The sequence below is a fragment of the Oceanobacillus oncorhynchi genome, assembly GCF_000821065.1.
Lineage (GTDB): Bacteria > Bacillota > Bacilli > Bacillales > Amphibacillaceae > Oceanobacillus > Oceanobacillus oncorhynchi.
Window position 1 is genome coordinate 2,194,050 of record NZ_CDGG01000001.1, and the last position, 16,704, is coordinate 2,210,753.

General features: G+C 39.4%; 17 protein-coding genes. 8 read left to right on the forward strand and 9 right to left on the reverse strand.

Annotation, left to right across the window (positions count from 1 at the left end):
• Positions 1-33 precede the first annotated feature (33 nt).
• From BN997_RS10405 to BN997_RS10425, 5 genes are all read right to left on the reverse strand, one after another.
• Complete coding sequence (locus tag BN997_RS10405; RefSeq protein WP_042532028.1) at positions 34-1,623, reverse strand: Vga family ABC-F type ribosomal protection protein; 1,590 nt, start codon at positions 1,621-1,623, stop codon at positions 34-36.
• A gap of 427 nt (positions 1,624-2,050) precedes the next feature.
• Entirely contained in the window at positions 2,051-2,308 is a 258-nt protein-coding gene (locus BN997_RS10410; protein ID WP_139089069.1) for an iron-containing alcohol dehydrogenase, read from the reverse strand.
• A gap of 118 nt (positions 2,309-2,426) precedes the next feature.
• On the reverse strand, positions 2,427-2,711 hold the full coding sequence (locus BN997_RS10415) for a YesK family protein (protein ID WP_042532030.1): 285 nt from the start codon (positions 2,709-2,711) through the stop codon (positions 2,427-2,429).
• A gap of 116 nt (positions 2,712-2,827) precedes the next feature.
• Complete coding sequence (locus BN997_RS10420) at positions 2,828-3,718, reverse strand: ABC transporter ATP-binding protein (RefSeq protein ID WP_084612916.1); 891 nt, start codon at positions 3,716-3,718, stop codon at positions 2,828-2,830.
• 202 nt (positions 3,719-3,920) lie between these two features.
• On the reverse strand, positions 3,921-4,883 hold the full coding sequence (locus BN997_RS10425; RefSeq protein WP_042532037.1) for an iron-hydroxamate ABC transporter substrate-binding protein: 963 nt from the start codon (positions 4,881-4,883) through the stop codon (positions 3,921-3,923).
• Positions 4,884-5,084: 201 nt separating this feature from the next.
• On the opposite strand from BN997_RS10425, the gene BN997_RS10430 reads away from it, so the two are divergent.
• Genes BN997_RS10430 through BN997_RS10440 form a run of 3 tightly spaced genes read left to right on the forward strand, consistent with a single transcriptional unit; the run spans position 5,085 to position 8,156 of the window.
• Complete coding sequence (locus BN997_RS10430; protein ID WP_042532039.1) at positions 5,085-6,101, forward strand: FecCD family ABC transporter permease; 1,017 nt, start codon at positions 5,085-5,087, stop codon at positions 6,099-6,101.
• Positions 6,098-7,120: a FecCD family ABC transporter permease gene (locus tag BN997_RS10435; RefSeq protein WP_042532041.1), complete on the forward strand. Its 1,023-nt coding sequence runs from the start codon at positions 6,098-6,100 to the stop codon at positions 7,118-7,120. Before BN997_RS10430 ends, BN997_RS10435 begins: the two co-directional genes overlap by 4 nt.
• A 25-nt stretch (positions 7,121-7,145) precedes the next feature.
• The gene (locus BN997_RS10440; protein WP_042532043.1) at positions 7,146-8,156 is read left to right on the forward strand and encodes an NAD(P)/FAD-dependent oxidoreductase; all 1,011 of its coding nucleotides are present in this window, start codon (positions 7,146-7,148) and stop codon (positions 8,154-8,156) included.
• A gap of 70 nt (positions 8,157-8,226) precedes the next feature.
• Here the strand turns inward: BN997_RS10440 and BN997_RS10445 are convergent, their stop codons facing one another.
• Entirely contained in the window at positions 8,227-8,673 is a 447-nt protein-coding gene (locus tag BN997_RS10445) for a YaiI/YqxD family protein (RefSeq protein ID WP_042532045.1), read from the reverse strand.
• A 136-nt stretch (positions 8,674-8,809) separates the two neighbouring features.
• Between BN997_RS10445 and BN997_RS10450 the strand changes: the two genes are divergently transcribed.
• The 4 genes from BN997_RS10450 to BN997_RS10465 are packed head-to-tail and all read left to right on the forward strand — an operon-like array spanning position 8,810 to position 11,406.
• Positions 8,810-9,319, forward strand: coding sequence for a GNAT family N-acetyltransferase (locus BN997_RS10450; protein ID WP_042532047.1), 510 nt, complete (start codon positions 8,810-8,812; stop codon positions 9,317-9,319).
• 12 nt (positions 9,320-9,331) lie between these two features.
• Positions 9,332-9,604: a DUF3219 family protein gene (locus BN997_RS10455; RefSeq protein ID WP_042532050.1), complete on the forward strand. Its 273-nt coding sequence runs from the start codon at positions 9,332-9,334 to the stop codon at positions 9,602-9,604.
• 28 nt (positions 9,605-9,632) lie between these two features.
• Positions 9,633-10,211 (forward strand): GNAT family N-acetyltransferase, encoded by a 579-nt coding sequence (locus tag BN997_RS10460; RefSeq protein WP_042532052.1) that lies wholly within the window; start codon positions 9,633-9,635, stop codon positions 10,209-10,211.
• A 10-nt stretch (positions 10,212-10,221) separates the two neighbouring features.
• Positions 10,222-11,406, forward strand: a complete 1,185-nt coding sequence (locus BN997_RS10465) for a class I SAM-dependent rRNA methyltransferase (RefSeq protein WP_042532054.1) — start codon at positions 10,222-10,224, stop codon at positions 11,404-11,406.
• 97 nt (positions 11,407-11,503) lie between these two features.
• On the opposite strand, the gene BN997_RS10470 is transcribed toward BN997_RS10465, so the two are convergent.
• The 3 genes from BN997_RS10470 to BN997_RS10480 form a co-directional block, all read right to left on the reverse strand.
• On the reverse strand, positions 11,504-12,412 hold the full coding sequence (locus BN997_RS10470) for a glycine betaine ABC transporter substrate-binding protein (protein WP_042532056.1): 909 nt from the start codon (positions 12,410-12,412) through the stop codon (positions 11,504-11,506).
• Positions 12,413-13,145: 733 nt separating this feature from the next.
• Complete coding sequence (locus tag BN997_RS10475; protein WP_052484980.1) at positions 13,146-14,081, reverse strand: hypothetical protein; 936 nt, start codon at positions 14,079-14,081, stop codon at positions 13,146-13,148.
• A gap of 209 nt (positions 14,082-14,290) precedes the next feature.
• The gene (locus BN997_RS10480; protein ID WP_052484981.1) at positions 14,291-15,349 is read right to left on the reverse strand and encodes a hypothetical protein; all 1,059 of its coding nucleotides are present in this window, start codon (positions 15,347-15,349) and stop codon (positions 14,291-14,293) included.
• Between the two features lie 353 nt (positions 15,350-15,702).
• On the opposite strand from BN997_RS10480, the gene argF reads away from it, so the two are divergent.
• Positions 15,703-16,662, forward strand: coding sequence for an ornithine carbamoyltransferase (argF, locus tag BN997_RS10485; RefSeq protein WP_042532058.1), 960 nt, complete (start codon positions 15,703-15,705; stop codon positions 16,660-16,662).
• The last annotated feature ends 42 nt before the right edge of the window (positions 16,663-16,704 follow it).

Consider the following 16,704-nt stretch of genomic DNA (forward strand, 5'->3'; position numbering starts at 1 on the left):
GAGAGAATCTCCTGCTGAACAAATCTTATTCTATCATTCCTCTTGTTGATTTAAAAGCGTGCGTTTTTGCTGGAGAAGCTTTTGAAATTCCTGATCCAGTTCATCCGACGGCTCCAGGCTGAGCTTGCTTAATGTTTCTGTTATCTTTGTTTCAATAATCATTAACTGCTGTTCGATTGGATCTTCCTGTGTTTCTTTTTCTGTTGATTCTTTATGGAGCTGCTGGATGCTTCCATCAAAAAAGGTAAGCTGCTGCTGGCTTATTTTAATGACTTTGGTTGCGATATTATTGATAAACTGCCGATCATGGGATACAAATAAAACAGTGCCCTCATAGGCTTGAAGCAGATCTTCTAATGCTTCGACCGCCTCGATATCGAGGTAGTTTGTCGGCTCGTCAAGAATCAGCATATTGATATCACTGACAAAAAGCTTTGCAAATGCCACCTTAACCTGCTCTCCGCCACTGAGTACATGGACAGGCTTAAAAACATCATCACCATAGAAATGCAGCCGCGCTAAAACCGTCCGAATCAGAGTTTCATCCTGCTTAGATGTTTCTTTGACATTTTCCAGAATCGACTTTTCCTGGTTTAAAGTAGATAAATCCTGTTGAAAATAACCAATTTTTATAGACGGATTTAAAGTGATACCGGCATCTTTACGCATTATTTTTTTAATAAACGTGGTTTTGCCTGCTCCATTTGGACCGATGATGCCAACCTTATCTCCATTTTTGATATTTAAACTGGCTTTTTCCCATAGTTGCTTTCCGGGAACAGCACCTTCTACATCCTCTATCCGTAAAATAATTTTCTGCTGTAATTTCTCTTGATGGGGAAGTGTCATTTTCAAGGGAGCAGCTTCTTTTACCTTATCCACTTTTTCCATATTATCTAACCGGCTTTCTAAAGCTTTGGATGTTTTTTGCAGCTTTTTCTGCTTTTTCGCAAAGTAGGGTTTCGCCCCTTTTAAGGATTCTTCCGTAGAGCCAATTTTGCTTTTCGGTGTTTTGGTTGCCCGCTGTGCTTTTTGTTCTTTTTTCTCTATCGCACGCTCAAGCTGTCTTTTTTTCTGCTGATAATGCTCATAATCCAGCCGTTGTTTTTCGAGTTCTTTATCCTTTTGCTCCCGGTATGCTGTATAATTGCCGGAATAAATTTGGATGTGCTCTTCGTCAATTTCCCAAATTTGCTGACATAGTTTATCTAAAAAATTACGATCATGAGAGACGATAATTAATGCCCCCTGCCAATGGGACAGCTGCTTTTCAACCCATTCAATATGAGCAGTATCCAGGTTGGTTGTCGGTTCATCAGCAAGGAGGAGACCGGTTTGTTTCTGTAAAGCTTCTACAATATACGCCTGCGTCACTTCGCCGCCGCTTTTTTGATCACGCTTCTCTTTTAATTGTGGCAATAATTCCACCGAAGTATGCATATGAATCGTACCTTGCTCCGGTGGAATGTTACCGGCAAGCAGGTTGAGCAGCGTTGTTTTGCCCGAGCCATTTTTTCCGACTAAACCAATCCGGTCTTTGGCATGAACAACCAAATGCTCTATCGAAAATAATTCCCGATCTTTGATACTGTGTTTGATATGATGTGCTTCTAAAATTCTCATAAAATCATCTCCGTATCTATGAAGGATGGGAATAGGGGAGTTAATTGCATAAAAAAACCCCTATTCTGCATTCAGAACAGGAGTCGCCAAAAAATGAAATGGGCATACGTATCGCTCATTTCATACGGGTATTTATCACAAAGGATAAAAGGCTAATCCTGTTCTGAAATCGTTCCATGAGAGCATGAAAAATAATACAGCAAGAGGGCACACGGATTCTGAGTTTCCGATCTGCTGTTATCATCCTCTTATGAAATTCATTCTTTTAAAAAAACAGGATTAGTACTTCATGTTCCCTTTGTTCACCCTTTCGATTATTGTTGATTACAGTATAGCGGAAATAAGAAGTTTTGTCATTAAAAGAAAATGGATACATAAATTGAAATTAATATTAACTTAATATTAAAAGCTTCGCTACAGAAAAACACTACGCTTTCCATGGGCCCGAGCTCATCTCCTTTAAAGAAGACTTGCTGAATGGCAAGCCGGCAGGCGTAGACAGAAGCATAGTCGCACTTATGCCCTGCGGGTGAAAAGAAGACTTGCTGAATGGCAAGCCGGCAGGCGTAGACAGAAGCATAGTCGCACTTATGCCCCGCGGGTAGAAAAAAAGAAGTACGCTTTTTTTCTGCGGGGTCTTCACACTGGGACTGGGACTGCGATTACTCGTCCCACCGAAAACCATTGCGCTTTCCCATAGGAGTCTCCGTGTTTTTCTTCCGCTGGTTACTGCTTCAATCATCATTCACTTTAATGAGTAATACAAAAATGTAACTTCTTACTTCAATATATACAGCCAGTAATTACTCTTTCTCATTTTTCGATTTATACCATGTGGTTCCAGCCATTAGTAAGATATTTAAGATGGAGGCTAACAAAGCGCAAGCTCCTATAAATAGCAGTCCTAATCCTTGCCAGCCGTCTGTAACAAAAAAGCTTGTCAGGATGAGTAAAAAGCTTAAAAGACAAGTAATCAAAGGAAGAATAATTCTTTTTTCCTTTAGGAGCATACTCAGCAGGAATATAACGATTCCCATTCCGATAACATATACAAAAAATTCTATATATCCTTCCGCTGATCCGTTCATTGTTCTTTCCTCCTTGAACCATGATTCCTTGTATAATCATCATCCCTGCAGGAACAAAGAAAAAACCAGACAAACTTCGATTTTGATAAAATCATTGTCTGGTTTTTCCAGTCTTATTATAAAGCTCTTGGTGTCTTATGGATGGAATTCTCCTGTACAGCATCTTTAATCAAACAGTTTCCGCGTCCATGCGGTATACACATTGGCGTACCAAAAATCGGGTCACATGCAATATTGCACCGCATCCGGAAAACGGCGGAGACAAGCTCAGCGGAAATGGTATCCTCCGGCTTTCCCTGTGCATATACTTTTTTATCTTTAATCGCAATAATATGATGCGCATAGCGGCTTGCCAGATTCAAATCATGCAGTACCATAATAATTGTACGGCCGTCTTTTTCGTTTAATTCAAACAGAAGGTCAAGCACATCGATTTGGTGGGTTAAATCAAGATAAGTAGTCGGTTCATCCAATAAAATAATGTCTGTATCCTGTGCTAACGTTAAGGCAATCCATGCACGCTGACGCTGTCCGCCCGACAGCGAATCGACAGACTGATCTTTTAAATCGGACATATTTGTATCTTCTAATGCCTTTTGTACCGCGTCTTCATCCTCTTTGGACCATTGCTTCATCACCTTGCGATAAGGGTGCCTGCCTTGTTTGACAAGTTCATAAACCGTCAATCCTTCGGGGCTGGTCGGCGCTTGAGGCAGAATAGCCATATTCTGCGCAACATCTCGTGTACGCATTTTAGCGATATTTTGTCCATTTAATATAACAGATCCCTGCTTTGGCTTTAATAAACGTGCCAAAGAACGTAATAAAGTTGATTTTCCACAGCCGTTTGGGCCAATAAAAACAGTGATTTCCCCTTTAGGGATAGCAATGTCTAATTCATCTATAATAATCCGATCTCCGAACCCAAGTGTTAAGTTGCTTGCTGTTAATGAGTTCAATGAAAACGCCTCCTGACCTAAAAAGGTGCGTATAGCTACTAACTTCATTTTATTGCTAGAAGGGTAAATAGTCAATGATAATAGTTTTCAATTAGGTGACAATTTAATAAAATATATGAGAAAGAGGAGGCGAAGAGAACCTTATATTAACCTGATTAAAAAAAGAAACCCTTATGAAATCAATGAGAATACATTTGATTTCATAAGGGTTCTAAATGATAAAGCATGTTGTTTTATTTAACTTGATGTCTTATTTAAATAAATCAACAAGCATGTCAATGGTTTGTTCTGAAGCAACGAGACCGCTGTTTGTCCAGTTACTTTCGTCTTCAATGTAGTAGACCTGATCATTTTGAACAACGTCGGTATTATTCCAGACGTTGCTGTTTTTCAATGCTTCGATGCCTTCATCGTCTTCGTAGCCTAAAATAATCAGATGATCGGCATCCATTTCAGAAAGCTTTTCTAAAGAAATTGGGTTCCAAGCCTCTTCGCCTTTTCCAAGTTCTTCTACAATCTCAGGAGCTTCTACATCTAATTCATTGTAAATCATATCTGCCGTGTGACGGTTTTCTTCAAACAAGAAATATTTGCCGCCGACAACCCACATCATTGCAACAGATTCATCGCCTAATGTGTCATTAAGCTCTTCCTTTGCCTGGTTTACCTTTTCATCGTAATCTGCCAATGCTTGTTCCGCTTCATCTTCTTTTCCAAGGATTTCTCCAAATTTTTGTAAACGTACTTTCCAATCATTTACTTCTTCTTCGGACAGTACATAGGTTGGAGCGATTGCTGCATAGTCTTCATAAGAGCCTTCATAGTTATCTAAGGTATGGTCCAATATAATAAGGTCAGGCTCTATGCTTAGCACTTGCTCTAAAGGCAGTGTCCATTCAATGGTTTCTACATCTGCAAGATCTTCTTCCAAATAATCCTGGACACTTTCGCCGATTGCCCATTTTGCGACAGGCGTTTCGTCAAGCGCGATCAACGTGTCCTCATTATAGGAAGCAAGGATTTTTTCGGGATTTGCAGGAATAGTAACTTCCCCCATCTCCGAATCAACAGTAATTTCAGCTGCTTCGTCGGTATCGCCGGATGTATCTGCATCATCAGATTCGCCATCATTACTGTTGCCGCAAGCAGCAAGAAGTAAGAGGGCAGTAAGTATCAATATAAATAAATATCTTTTTTGCATTAATTTGTTCATCTCTTTTTCTCCTTTTATGTTATAATGAACGTCTAACGATAATGATAATCACTTTCAATTAGAAAGTCAATACGTTACAGCACAATAGAGATACATTGTTTTTAGTACGTAGAAATAGGAAAGGACTTTTGTTTTGCACTTTAAAAAGTGATATCATAGCACAATCATATTCTATGAAGAAATAATAGGAGTATACAAGAAATGAGATTGTTTTCACATTCTTCTCAATTAAGAAAAGTATTGATAAATATGATAGGCATTTGTCTCGTTGTTTTTTCGGTTGGCATGTCTATCTCTTATGGTGCAACCACAGTAGATTTACATACGGTTTGGCAGGCTGTTTTCCAGTTTAGTGAAGGAGAGCAGGCGCATCAGGTTATTTGGGAGCTCCGGATTCCTCGGGCTCTGGCTGCAGTGCTGGTAGGGGCGTTTTTAGCTGTATCGGGCTCTGTGATGCAGGGGATGACACGGAATCCGCTTGCCTCTCCATCGATTATGGGGGTAACAGACGGTGCTGCATTTATGCTTGTAATCATTCTTGCTTTTTATCCGGCAGTTTCGAATGTGGGCTTAATGTTTGCTTCATTTATTGGGGCAGGTATCGCAGTAACACTGGTATTTTTAATCGGCTCTTTTTCCAGCAGCGGGTTAACACCGGTTAAATTGGCACTGGCTGGAGTAGCAATTGGTACATTATTACGATCTGTTTCCTCGATACTTTCTCTGCATTTTCAGCTGGAGAGAGATATCGGCTTTTGGCTTGCAGGCGGTTTAGATGGAGCGGGCTGGAATGCGATAAGCCTCCTCCTTGTTGCAGGAGTGATAGGGATTGTACTGGCATTATCCATTGCAAAATCAATTACGGTCTTAAGTCTTGGTGATGATTTATCTACTGGCTTGGGGCAGAATAACACCTTTATTAAAATTGCCGGGATTGCGGTTGTTTTAATATTAACTGGTGCGGCGGTTTCGGTTGCGGGTTCCGTCGGGTTTGTGGGGCTGATTATCCCGCATATCACACGGTTTATTATTGGCACAGATTACCGCTGGATTATTCCGACCTCCGCAGTGTTTGGAGCTTTATTGCTGGTAAATGCAGATTTGATTGCACGAATTATCAATGCCCCTTTTGAAACACCGGTAGGAGCGATTACATCGATTATCGGTGTTCCATTCTTCCTCTATTTAGCCAGAGGCAGCGGGGGTGACAGAAAATGAATACAGTAGAAAAGCAAAAGAGATTTCGGTTTTGGATGATAATAAGCATATTGATTATCGGAACGATTGTTTTTTCCTTTATCAGTTTAAATCTGGGTGCCATTTCGATTTCTCCCGGAGAAGTCATTCAAACGTTAATGGGACAGGGATCAGACAGGCAGGAGCTTGTCTTGTTTCAATTTCGGCTGCCGGGTATTATTTTAGCATTATTAATTGGAGCCGGCTTGGCTGTTTCCGGAACCATTATGCAGGGCATTACCCAAAATGGACTTGCTGATCCGGGGATATTGGGAATTAATTCAGGCGCGGGCTTTGCCATTGTCTTATTCCTTTATTTCTTTCAGGGAGTTATTCCGGCAACCAGTGCGCTCAGCACTTACATGCTTCCTTTTGTTGCGTTAATTGGAGCTTTTACGGCGGCCGTTTTGATTTATGCCATTGCCTGGAAAAAAGGAGTATCACCGATTCGGCTTGTGCTGGTCGGAATCGGGGTAAACGCAGCATTTGGCGCACTTATGACTATTCTACAGCTAAGAATGGATCCACAAAATTATCGTCAGGTAACCATCTGGCTATCTGGCGAGATTTGGAGTGAGAACTGGAGCTTTGTTTTAGCATTATTACCTTGGATGCTGATTCTGATTCCAGTTGCTATAAAAAAAGCAAGAAACTTAAATGTTTTTCATTTAGGAGATGATGTTGCTTCTGGTCTTGGAACGCATGTAGAGAGAGAGCGGGGCGTCTTATTATTAATTGCTGTCGCATTAGCAGGAGCATCCGTTGCGGCAGGCGGAGCGATTGCCTTTTTAGGATTAGTTGTTCCACATATTGTCCGCAAGCTGGTTGGACCGCTGCACCATTATGTGATTCCGATTTCCGCCTTGCTGGGTGCATTTATATTAATGACAGCTGATATGATTGGAAGTAATATTTTAGCACCGACTACGATACCAGTGGGAATTGTGGTATCAATCGTCAGTACACCTTATTTTGTTTATCTACTGATGAAGACAAAATAAAAATGGGGAAAGGACGTAGGTAATCATGAAGGAAGAAATTTATGACGTAACGATTGTTGGCGGCGGGCCTGCCGGATTGTTTGCCGCCTTCTATAGCGGAATGCGGGAAATGAAGACCAAAATTATTGAATATCTGCCATACCTTGGCGGAAAAGTGCCTTACTTTTATCCGGAAAAGGTAATTCGCGATATTGGCGGTATTGCGCAGGCTACCGGCGAAGAAGTAACAGAACAGCTGGTAGAACAAGCGATGACATTTGACCCGGCAATTGTTTTAGGAGAACAGGTCGTGGATATGCAGCGAATGGAAGATGGAATTTTTCAGCTTGTAAGCAGCAACGGAAATGTTCATTATTCGAAAACAGTTATGCTGGCAACCGGGTTTGGAACCTTACATTCTGTAAAATTGGACCATCCGGAAGCAGTCTATTACGAAGAGAAAAGCCTGCATTACACGGTAAGAAAGCTGGCAGATTATTATGATAAGCATGTCCTGATTTCCGGTGGCGGCAACAGTGCGGTAGATTGGGCACTGGAGCTTGAAAATATAGCAAAGAGTGTGACGCTCATTCATCGCCGCAATCAGTTTAAAGGACTGGAGAGCAGTGTGACCAAGCTGAAAAATTCGCGTGTGAGCATCATGACACCGTATGAAATCAAAGCACTGCATGGAACAGATGGCCAGCTTGAAAAGGCGGTCCTTGGTCATTTAGAGGATGAAGCGGAGGAAAAAGAGCTTCAGGTTGACCGGCTGGTGGTTAATCACGGTTTTCAAATCAATCTGGAACCAATCACGACGTGGGGATTGGAAATGATTGATGGCATGATTGCGGTGGATTCCAGCATGCAGACATCGGTTGAAGGAGTATTTGCAATCGGTGATATCGCGCATTACCCGGATAAGCTTGGATTGATTGCCGGAGCGTTTAATGAAGGACCGATTGCAGTCAATCATGCGAAAAAAATCGCTGACCCGGAAGATCCGATAAAGCATTTATTCTCCACAAATTATGCAGCTTTTACGGAAGAGGAATAATGTAACAAAAAAGCACTCTAACGTTTTCTAACAGGTAATGAAGGTTAAGAAAACAGAAAGAGTGTTTTTTTCAGCCCTTTTCCGGCAGATATTTTTGAAAAAGCTCAAGAAACTTTTGCCGGTCTTCTCCGGTCAATGCTTTAGGGCCCTTAGTGTGCTTCCCGCTCCGTCTCTCTTTCGCACTCAAGTAACGGGACTGCAGCAGCTGATCGATATTATCATTGGTATAGGCGAACCCTTTATGATGCAGTACATAACAGCCCTTCGCAAGTGCAAGCGAAGCCAGTCCATAATCCTGTGTAACGACAATATCATTCTTTTTCGCCAGCTGCATAATCCGGTAATCCGCAGCATCTGCACCTGTGTCTACATAAATGGTTTCCACCCCTTCTGGATACTCCTGTAAAGAAAAATGTGAGATACTCGTTACCAGCACAACAGGAACCTTCTTGTGACCAGCTTCCTCTATAATAATGTTTTTGACAGGGCAGGCATCTGCATCGACATAGACTTTCATTTGATTCACTTCCTTTTTTCAACGTTTCTAATTATTGTAGCAAATAATTATGTAACTTGTCTTATCCACTAGAAATTCATATCAAAAGCCTGTAATATATGAATCACTATCTATCGTGAAAAAGGAGCTTGGATGTATGAGTTTTTTCATTGAACAAATGAAGCCGGAAGACTGGGAACAGGTATTGGAAATATACTATCATGGAATGGAAACACAGAATGCAACGTTTGAAATGAATGAACCTGACTGGAAATCCTGGGATGATTGGGACCGAGATCATTTACCGCAGTGCCGGCTGGTTTTCCGCGAGGGAGAGAAAATTCTTGGCTGGGCATCGCTGCTGCCTATTTCTGCAAGAGAAGCATACCAGGGCGTTGCCGAGGTAAGTATTTACCTGCATAAAGATGCTATGGGAAAAGGCATTGGAACAAAGCTGCTGCAAGCATTGATTGAAGCAAGTGAAGAAGCAGGAATGTGGACACTGCAATCCGAAATCTTTCCGGAAAATACAGGAAGCCTGAAGCTGCATGAAAAGATGGGCTTTCGCAAGGTCGGGTTTCGTGAAAAAATCGGACAAATGGAAGACGGCAGATGGCGCGATGTTGTACTTGTGGAACGTCGAAGCCAACGCGTAGGATGTAAATAGGGAGGAGATTACATGGAAATCAAAATTAATGGGCAATCGTTTGAGGGGAAACAGGTTGAATTGGATGAAACAGCTGACAAAAAGCAGGTTGCATTTTCATTTGATGTAATTAGTGAAACCTATCATGACGTGACATCCTTGCTTTATAAAAATGATTTTGAGGTGGAAATCCCGGAGAAATCCATAGCTTTTTCCGCGACTATCAACGAATATTCTACTTCTATGACAAATTTATATGAAAAAGGTAATACAAGTGAATTTTATTTGAAGCTGCGTGAAAAATAATTTTTATGATGTGGGGGAGAACAATACAATGGAACCAATCTTATTATCCTTTCCAGACCAATTTGAAACAGAGCGTTTAATTATCCGGGCGCCAAAGCCTGAAGATTGGAAGCCTATTTATACTGCAATGCAGGCTTCTATCAATGAATTGAAGCCCTGGCTTCCATTTGCACGTCAGGAGCAGACGGAGCAGGATGTGCAAAAAACAACAAAGGAAGCTTATTTGAACTTTCTTTCGCGAGAAGATTTACGTTTCCATGCTTTTGATAAAGAAACTGGAGAATTTATGATTTCCAGCGGTCTGCATCGCATTAATTGGGATGTAAGAAAATTTGAGATTGGATATTGGGTTGATACAAAGCATAGTGGAAAAGGCTATGTCACAGAGCTGGTAAAAGGACTGACTTCCTTTGCTTTTCGGGAGCTCGCTGCAAATCGGGTAGAAATCCGATGTGATCCTAAAAATAGCAGAAGTAAAACAGTTGCTGAACGATCCGGCTTTGAACTGGAAGGAATTTTGAGAAATGATGTTATAGAAGAAAACGGGGAACTGAGAGATACCTGCATTTTTGCAGTGATTGAAGACCCGAATATAGTTAAGAAATAAGGGTGAAGCAATGAAGCGGGTAACGGTAAAACAAACGCATGTAAAACATATCAAACAGCAAAATCCATTGATTTTAGAAGAAGCTATTCATGGAGCGGATAAGCTTCATGAAGGAGAAATCATTGCCCTTCATGCACAGCAGGGAGAATTTTTGGCACAGGCTTATACAGGTCGCCAAAATAAAGGAATGGGCTGGGTGTTAACGTTTAAACAAGAAGACACCATTGACCAAGGCTTCTTTAAACAAAAGCTGCTCACAGCGATAAATAAGCGCCGCTCCTATTATCAGGCAGAAGAAACAACTGCCTTTCGTGTGTTTAACGGAGAAGGAGACGGAATCGGCGGCTTGATTATTGACTATTTTGAAGGCTACTATGTTATCCAATGGTACAGTGAAGGGATTTATGCGTTCAAAGATTGGGTTATACAAGTCTTTGATGAACTGGGTGACTATCAGGGAATCTACGAAAAGAAACGCTTTGACACGAAAGGACAGTATGTAGAGGGTGACGATTTTGTAAAAGGGACAAGAGGCGAATTCCCGCTTATCGTAAAGGAAAATGGCATGAACTATGCGGTTTACCTGAATGATGGAGCGATGGTGGGCATTTTCTTAGACCAGCGCGATGTCCGTAAAGCATTACGCGATAAATACGCAAAAGGAAAGCATGTATTAAACACCTTTTCCTATACCGGCGCTTTCTCCGTAGCCGCTGCACTTGGAGGAGCAGCAAAAACCACCAGCGTAGACTTAGCAAAACGGAGTAAAAGTAAAACCATTGAACAGTTCAGTGTAAATGAGGTTGATTTTGAACAGCAGGATATTATCGTGATGGATGTATTTGATTATTTCAAATATGCGAAGCGGAAGAAGCTGCAATTCGATGTCGTTGTTTTGGATCCGCCAAGCTTTGCGCGTTCTAAGAAAAGAACCTTCCGGACAGCAAAGGACTATCCGGAGCTGATAGAGAATTCCATTGACTTGCTGGAAAAGGACGGTGTGATTATTGCATCCACCAATACTGCTTCTTTTGGAATGAAGAAATTCAAAGAGATGATCCAGCGCGGGTTTCAGGCTAAACAAAAGAAATATACGATTCTGGAAGAATTCTCATTGCCGGGTGATTTTGCGGTGAATAAGCACTTTAAGCAGGGAGATTATCTGAAAGTGATCGTGATTCAAGTAAAAGATTGATGCATAACACTGTAGTTATGCAAAAACAAAAAAAGAGGCTGTTGTATCGTCAAGTAATCGATGATACAACAGTCCTTTTAAAGTATTTGATAGAAGGCTACTCCTTTGGTTCTAAATCTTCAATCGAATCAATATCCATATATTCAGGAACAACAAAACCATTTTGAAGACCATCCAAGTTTGGACCTAAGTCAACAAATTCACCTTCGTAGCGATCATACAAATGCCCTTGTGTTATTGGTAATGCCGGAGCAACGGTTGCATCAACACTGTCGCCGGCAATGCTTTCAAATAAAATGGCAGGGTCGACTTCTGTTACGGTAACATCATAGCCATACTCGGTGAGTACTTGTTCCATAACTGCTGCAGATGCTTGCTCTGCTTCCCAAGGCATAGAACCAATCTCGATTTTTTCTCCATCTGCTTCTTCGATATTTTCAGTCCACTCATCCACTTTATCCGGATTATCTTCCACCCAGTTAGAAGCAGCAGTTTCAACATCTGAATCTTCTGCTTCATACATTACTTGTTCTACGTCATCTAACTCCCAGTTAAATGCATCGAGCAGTTTATAAGCGTCCGGCATGTCTTCTTCTAAGCCTAAGCGTGTGATTGTATGGGCAGATTCGCTCTCTCCCATCGTACCTTCCGGGTCTTCGAGCATTTTTAAATCGTATTGGAGAAATTTATGGTGTGGTATCCAGCCAGTAACAATAATTGGATCTTCATTACTTATTGCATCAGCCAATTGTGCAAGCATTCCTACTGTTGAACTTTCTTCAAGCTCCCAGCCATCAAGATTATCGTAAGTATCAAGCGTATTATTTGCGGTTTCTGTAACACCTGCACCAGGTTCAATACCTGTAATTGTGTAGTCCACTTCTTCACTATAATTAATGTCTCCTCCAGCCTCTGCTGAATCTTCCTCTGTTGAATCATTACCACATGCAGCAAGCAGAAAAATAGAAGCTATACCTACTGCTGACAATGTTTTTAATGCGTTCACAAATGACAACACCTTTCTGAAATTGTTCGTTTGGTACTACGTTTTTAATCGAATCAAAGTCCATATAATCATCCACTATCAGGTATCTTCAAAATTCTCAGAGTCGTTGATATCGGTAAGTAAGCACTTAATGATATGAGCAGCAAAATGTTGAAAAATGGCTGCTGAAATATCTTAAGTCATTTTTAAGTATATATTCAAAATCCGATAATCGTATCATTCACATTCGCTTAGACCCTGATGAATCTGATTCTTTCATTTCATCACCACCGTCCCGCGAGTAATGTAAGTTTTAAGATTGCCCATGGCATAGAACATCTTTAAGGACTTTGAAAAATATCGTACCGTTTCTGAAATATTCTGTTAAGTAAAATTATTTTACTCGCTTCTATACAACCTAACACAAAGTATAAATATAAGCAAAGTACCGTCATATGGCTTTGCATGCTTTAGAGACAATATTATTCAATATTAAAGCGTAGGTAAGAAAAAGAATACAATCTGATTTTATGGATGAAGTTTCCCTTTATAATTATTTCAGAAAAATGCTAATAAAAATCTCAAAAACTATTGAATAAATAAGCATTTTAAGCAGAGGAATTATTTGGTAGTGGTTATGATTCAGGTAAAGGGTGAGTAGTTTTAATTGTGATGAGAACAATGTATCTCATCAAATGTAAATAAAAGCAGCAAGCAATGAATTCATTACTTGCTGCTTTTACAATAGATATCTTTAGGACGATAATAATATCTTCCAATAATCAGAAATATGACTAATTGTTTTATTTGTTTGCTCTTTAATAGAATCTTTTGCTGTTTGTAAATTTGAATCTTTTGATGAGAATCCTTTTGTCACATAATTCACCAATTGTTCTTGTAATTGAAACATAAGCAAATCAACTTCAGAAGCATCTTTCAGTTCATTAAACTGTTTAGTATATTTGTCTACCATATCCATAATTTCTTCAGATGTATATTCTGTGACGCCAAGCTTATTCGTGATAGTTAGATTTTTTCTTTGTTCTGCATCTAATGAAACAGGTGGCAAATTAGTCATTTTTGCACGAGCTTCAAAAAATTTTTCATGAACAGAGCGATGATTCGTAACAGCATCTTTATTATGTGTAGTATATTGGTCGATAAGCTGGTCAAAACCTTCTTTCACCTTAGAATTATCTGTTAGAAATTTATCGCTGAATACGTGAAGTGCAGATACGGAAGAAGCAAATTCCAGCTGTGCTTCAGCTGAACTTAACATTAATTCTCCACCGCCGCGACCTCCACTGCCCATTCTTCCATTAACATGATAGTGTCCTAAACTATCAAGGGCTTCCGTTACTTGCATCAATATATTTTCCATATTCTGAATAGTATCTTTGTCGTGATCCTCATAGAAACCTGTTTCATTTAAATATTGACTAAACACCAAATATTGATGATACGGACGATAAGAAAAAAGGTCAGAAGGATCAGCATTTGGATTTACAATGGAGTTTACCATGATTTCGTGACCTTTATCCATTTGCTCTCTTAAGGTTTTTACTTCATCAGAGAGTAGTAAGGAATCTGACATTTTTAAATGTGCATTGGTTTTCTTGACATTTGCTAAAGAAGTTTCTTTTGATACATATGGGGTGCCGACTCCCGTATAATAACCATCAATTTGCATATTTTCACCTCTTCTTAGTATAAAAATTATGATTGAGAAACATCCACCAAACTTTCTTCCTCCAATAATCTTAGAATGGAAGGATAACGGATGATAATTCTTCGGTATATATAAATTAACGAGGTGAATAGGTAGGAAGCGGTTCTATACCTGCTGCATAATAAAAATTTAAACCGCTAAAAAAATCTATTGTTTTACCTGTGCTGATATCAAAGACTAAAATATGCTCTCCATAATTGAAATCGTGTACATCTAATCTTCGTGGTGTTTTTTTTACCTAAGGTGTCAACAAATGAATTATGGTAAATTGGATTTGTACCAGATTGATACTGTGATTCATTGTACATAAACCCAGTGTCTATGTCTAAAGCAAGAAAAAGTACTTGCTGTGAACTTGTATAGTTAGAATGATACGAATAAACATTTGGTAATATATCTTTTACTTGAACATTATAAACCTCATGAGTACGCCGATTATAACCACCGTTGTCTGAAAAATAGAATTCTCTTTTCCAACTTAAATTTGAATTACTACTGCTCCAATTCAATACGTGAGTACCGTTTGCATAAACCGAACTATCTGCATACTCAGCTACTACATGACTAAGTGAACTTGTAAATTCTATGATATTCGTATAGTTAGGTGGAATAGAAGCATTCATTCTCAGATTATAATTATCGCCTACTTCTCCTGTAGACCTTACTTCTAATGCATAATTTCCTGCTGGAAGATTAGGAACAAGTAGCCATTGATCAGTACCTTTTATAATTCCAGTGTTATACATAATCATGCTGTCCCAATCAACAATATACAATTCTACTTCATAATTTGCATTATCAGACGAGAGTCTTGTCAGTACCCCTCTGTCTGAAGTAGGACTAAAGAAAAAAATATCTGTAGGGTCGGCTTGAGATAGATTACTTGTTGCGTTCATAATTAAACCATCTATTTCATAGAGTGCTTGTGGCTGAACTGTATCTGAATCTTGAACTGGCTGGATAGTGTCCTTTGTTTTATTACTCAGGTCATCATTATCCTGCTGAATTTCTTTTGTGTCTCCTGTTTTCTCTAAATTAACAGGTGCATTTTTAATTTCACTTGAATCTAAGTTATTGTCACTATCTGCTTCTTGCAAATTTTTTTGAATTTCTTTAATTTCTTCAAGGTTTTCAGAATCAGTACTTGATGTTTCATCAAATTCATCTGCATATACAATATTCTCCGTACTTATTGTGCTAAAAAATAATAAAATCGCGATGCTTAACATCTTAACATCATTAAAGATCTAATTTTCTTATTGGTCATTGATAATCCTCCCTTTATTATATATGAAAATAAGTATATCTATCCTTTATTTCGGTCGGATTAAGAAATAATCAAGTAAAAATACCTATTTAATAAATCTATATACAAGTAAGAGAGCTCCCTTAAGATATAAGGTAATTTCACTGTTCAGCCTTAATTTTAAAAATTTTTAAAAAAAGTTAGTAAAGAGTATACAAGATATTAAAAGTAATTAAGCAAGATATGATGGAATAAAAAAAATCTCAAAAACTATTGAATAAATATTCTTTTTATTGCATAATAATTCATAACAACTTATTGAAGAGGTGTACGTGAATGACAACAAATCAAATCCAATTTCAGCAGCAGGAGTTAAAAGGAAGAGACTTTCTGACACTTGCTGATTATACAAAAGATGAAATCGACTATTTGATCGAATTAGCAGATTATCAAAAGAAGCAAAGTAAAGAAGGGATTATTTTTGAACCCTTGAAGGGGAAAACGTTAGGAATGATTTTTGAAAAGGCTTCGACAAGAACGCGTGTATCCTTTGAAACAGGTATCTATCAGCTGGGCGGTTTAGGTATTTTCTTAAGCTCCAAGGATATACAGATTGGCAGGGGAGAAACGATTGCAGATACAGCACAGGTGCTTTCAGGCTATTTGGATGGAATTATGATCCGTACCTATAATCAGGATGATGTGGTGGAGCTGGCGAAGTATGCAAGTATCCCTGTCATCAATGGATTGACAGACCTTTATCACCCATGTCAGGTATTAGCAGATTTACAGACCATCAAAGAGGTGAAAGGTGTGCTGCAGGGACAGAAACTGGTTTATATCGGTGATGGTAATAATATGGCGCATTCTTTAATGATTGGTGCTGCAAAAATGGGCATGCATATTGTTACAGTAACACCAGATGATTATAAGCCGGAGGAGCAGGTTACGGAAAAAGCGAAACAATTTGCTTCTGAACACAGTGCAACGATTGAATGGAGTAATGATCCAGCCGAGGCTGTGAAAAATGCAGATGTCGTTTATACAGATGTATGGGCAAGCATGGGGCAGGAAGCGGAGCAAACAAAGCGTGAGCAGGACTTTCAGCAGTTTCAGGTAAATGAAGCACTTCTTGCCAATGCAAAAGCAGATGTCACCTTTATGCATTGCCTGCCAGCTCATCGGGGAGAAGAGGTATCTGCAGGAGTGATTGATGGGAAGCATTCTGTTGTCTTCCTGCAGTCCGAAAACCGCCTGCATGCACAAAAAGCTTTGATGACAGCGTTAATGGGATAAATATAGAAGAAATAATGAAGCGGGAAAGTCAGTAAGACAGAC

What these genes read in the sequence shown, in the direction of transcription:
- BN997_RS10460 (WP_042532052.1), top strand. Translation starts at nt 9,633, where the DNA reads ATGGAACCAATCTTATTATCCTTTCCAGACCAATTTGAAACAGAGCGT.
- BN997_RS10420 (WP_084612916.1), bottom strand. Translation starts at nt 3,718, where the DNA reads ATGAAGTTAGTAGCTATACGCACCTTTTTAGGTCAGGAGGCGTTTTCA.
- BN997_RS10425 (WP_042532037.1), bottom strand. Translation starts at nt 4,883, where the DNA reads ATGAACAAATTAATGCAAAAAAGATATTTATTTATATTGATACTTACT.
- BN997_RS10465 (WP_042532054.1), top strand. Translation starts at nt 10,222, where the DNA reads ATGAAGCGGGTAACGGTAAAACAAACGCATGTAAAACATATCAAACAG.
- BN997_RS10415 (WP_042532030.1), bottom strand. Translation starts at nt 2,711, where the DNA reads ATGAACGGATCAGCGGAAGGATATATAGAATTTTTTGTATATGTTATC.
- BN997_RS10440 (WP_042532043.1), top strand. Translation starts at nt 7,146, where the DNA reads ATGAAGGAAGAAATTTATGACGTAACGATTGTTGGCGGCGGGCCTGCC.
- BN997_RS10475 (WP_052484980.1), bottom strand. Translation starts at nt 14,081, where the DNA reads ATGCAAATTGATGGTTATTATACGGGAGTCGGCACCCCATATGTATCA.
- BN997_RS10455 (WP_042532050.1), top strand. Translation starts at nt 9,332, where the DNA reads ATGGAAATCAAAATTAATGGGCAATCGTTTGAGGGGAAACAGGTTGAA.
- BN997_RS10450 (WP_042532047.1), top strand. Translation starts at nt 8,810, where the DNA reads ATGAGTTTTTTCATTGAACAAATGAAGCCGGAAGACTGGGAACAGGTA.
- BN997_RS10405 (WP_042532028.1), bottom strand. Translation starts at nt 1,623, where the DNA reads ATGAGAATTTTAGAAGCACATCATATCAAACACAGTATCAAAGATCGG.
- BN997_RS10410 (WP_139089069.1), bottom strand. Translation starts at nt 2,308, where the DNA reads ATGGTTTTCGGTGGGACGAGTAATCGCAGTCCCAGTCCCAGTGTGAAG.
- BN997_RS10430 (WP_042532039.1), top strand. Translation starts at nt 5,085, where the DNA reads ATGAGATTGTTTTCACATTCTTCTCAATTAAGAAAAGTATTGATAAAT.
- argF (WP_042532058.1), top strand. Translation starts at nt 15,703, where the DNA reads ATGACAACAAATCAAATCCAATTTCAGCAGCAGGAGTTAAAAGGAAGA.
- BN997_RS10445 (WP_042532045.1), bottom strand. Translation starts at nt 8,673, where the DNA reads ATGAAAGTCTATGTCGATGCAGATGCCTGCCCTGTCAAAAACATTATT.
- BN997_RS10435 (WP_042532041.1), top strand. Translation starts at nt 6,098, where the DNA reads ATGAATACAGTAGAAAAGCAAAAGAGATTTCGGTTTTGGATGATAATA.
- BN997_RS10480 (WP_052484981.1), bottom strand. Translation starts at nt 15,349, where the DNA reads ATGTTAAGCATCGCGATTTTATTATTTTTTAGCACAATAAGTACGGAG.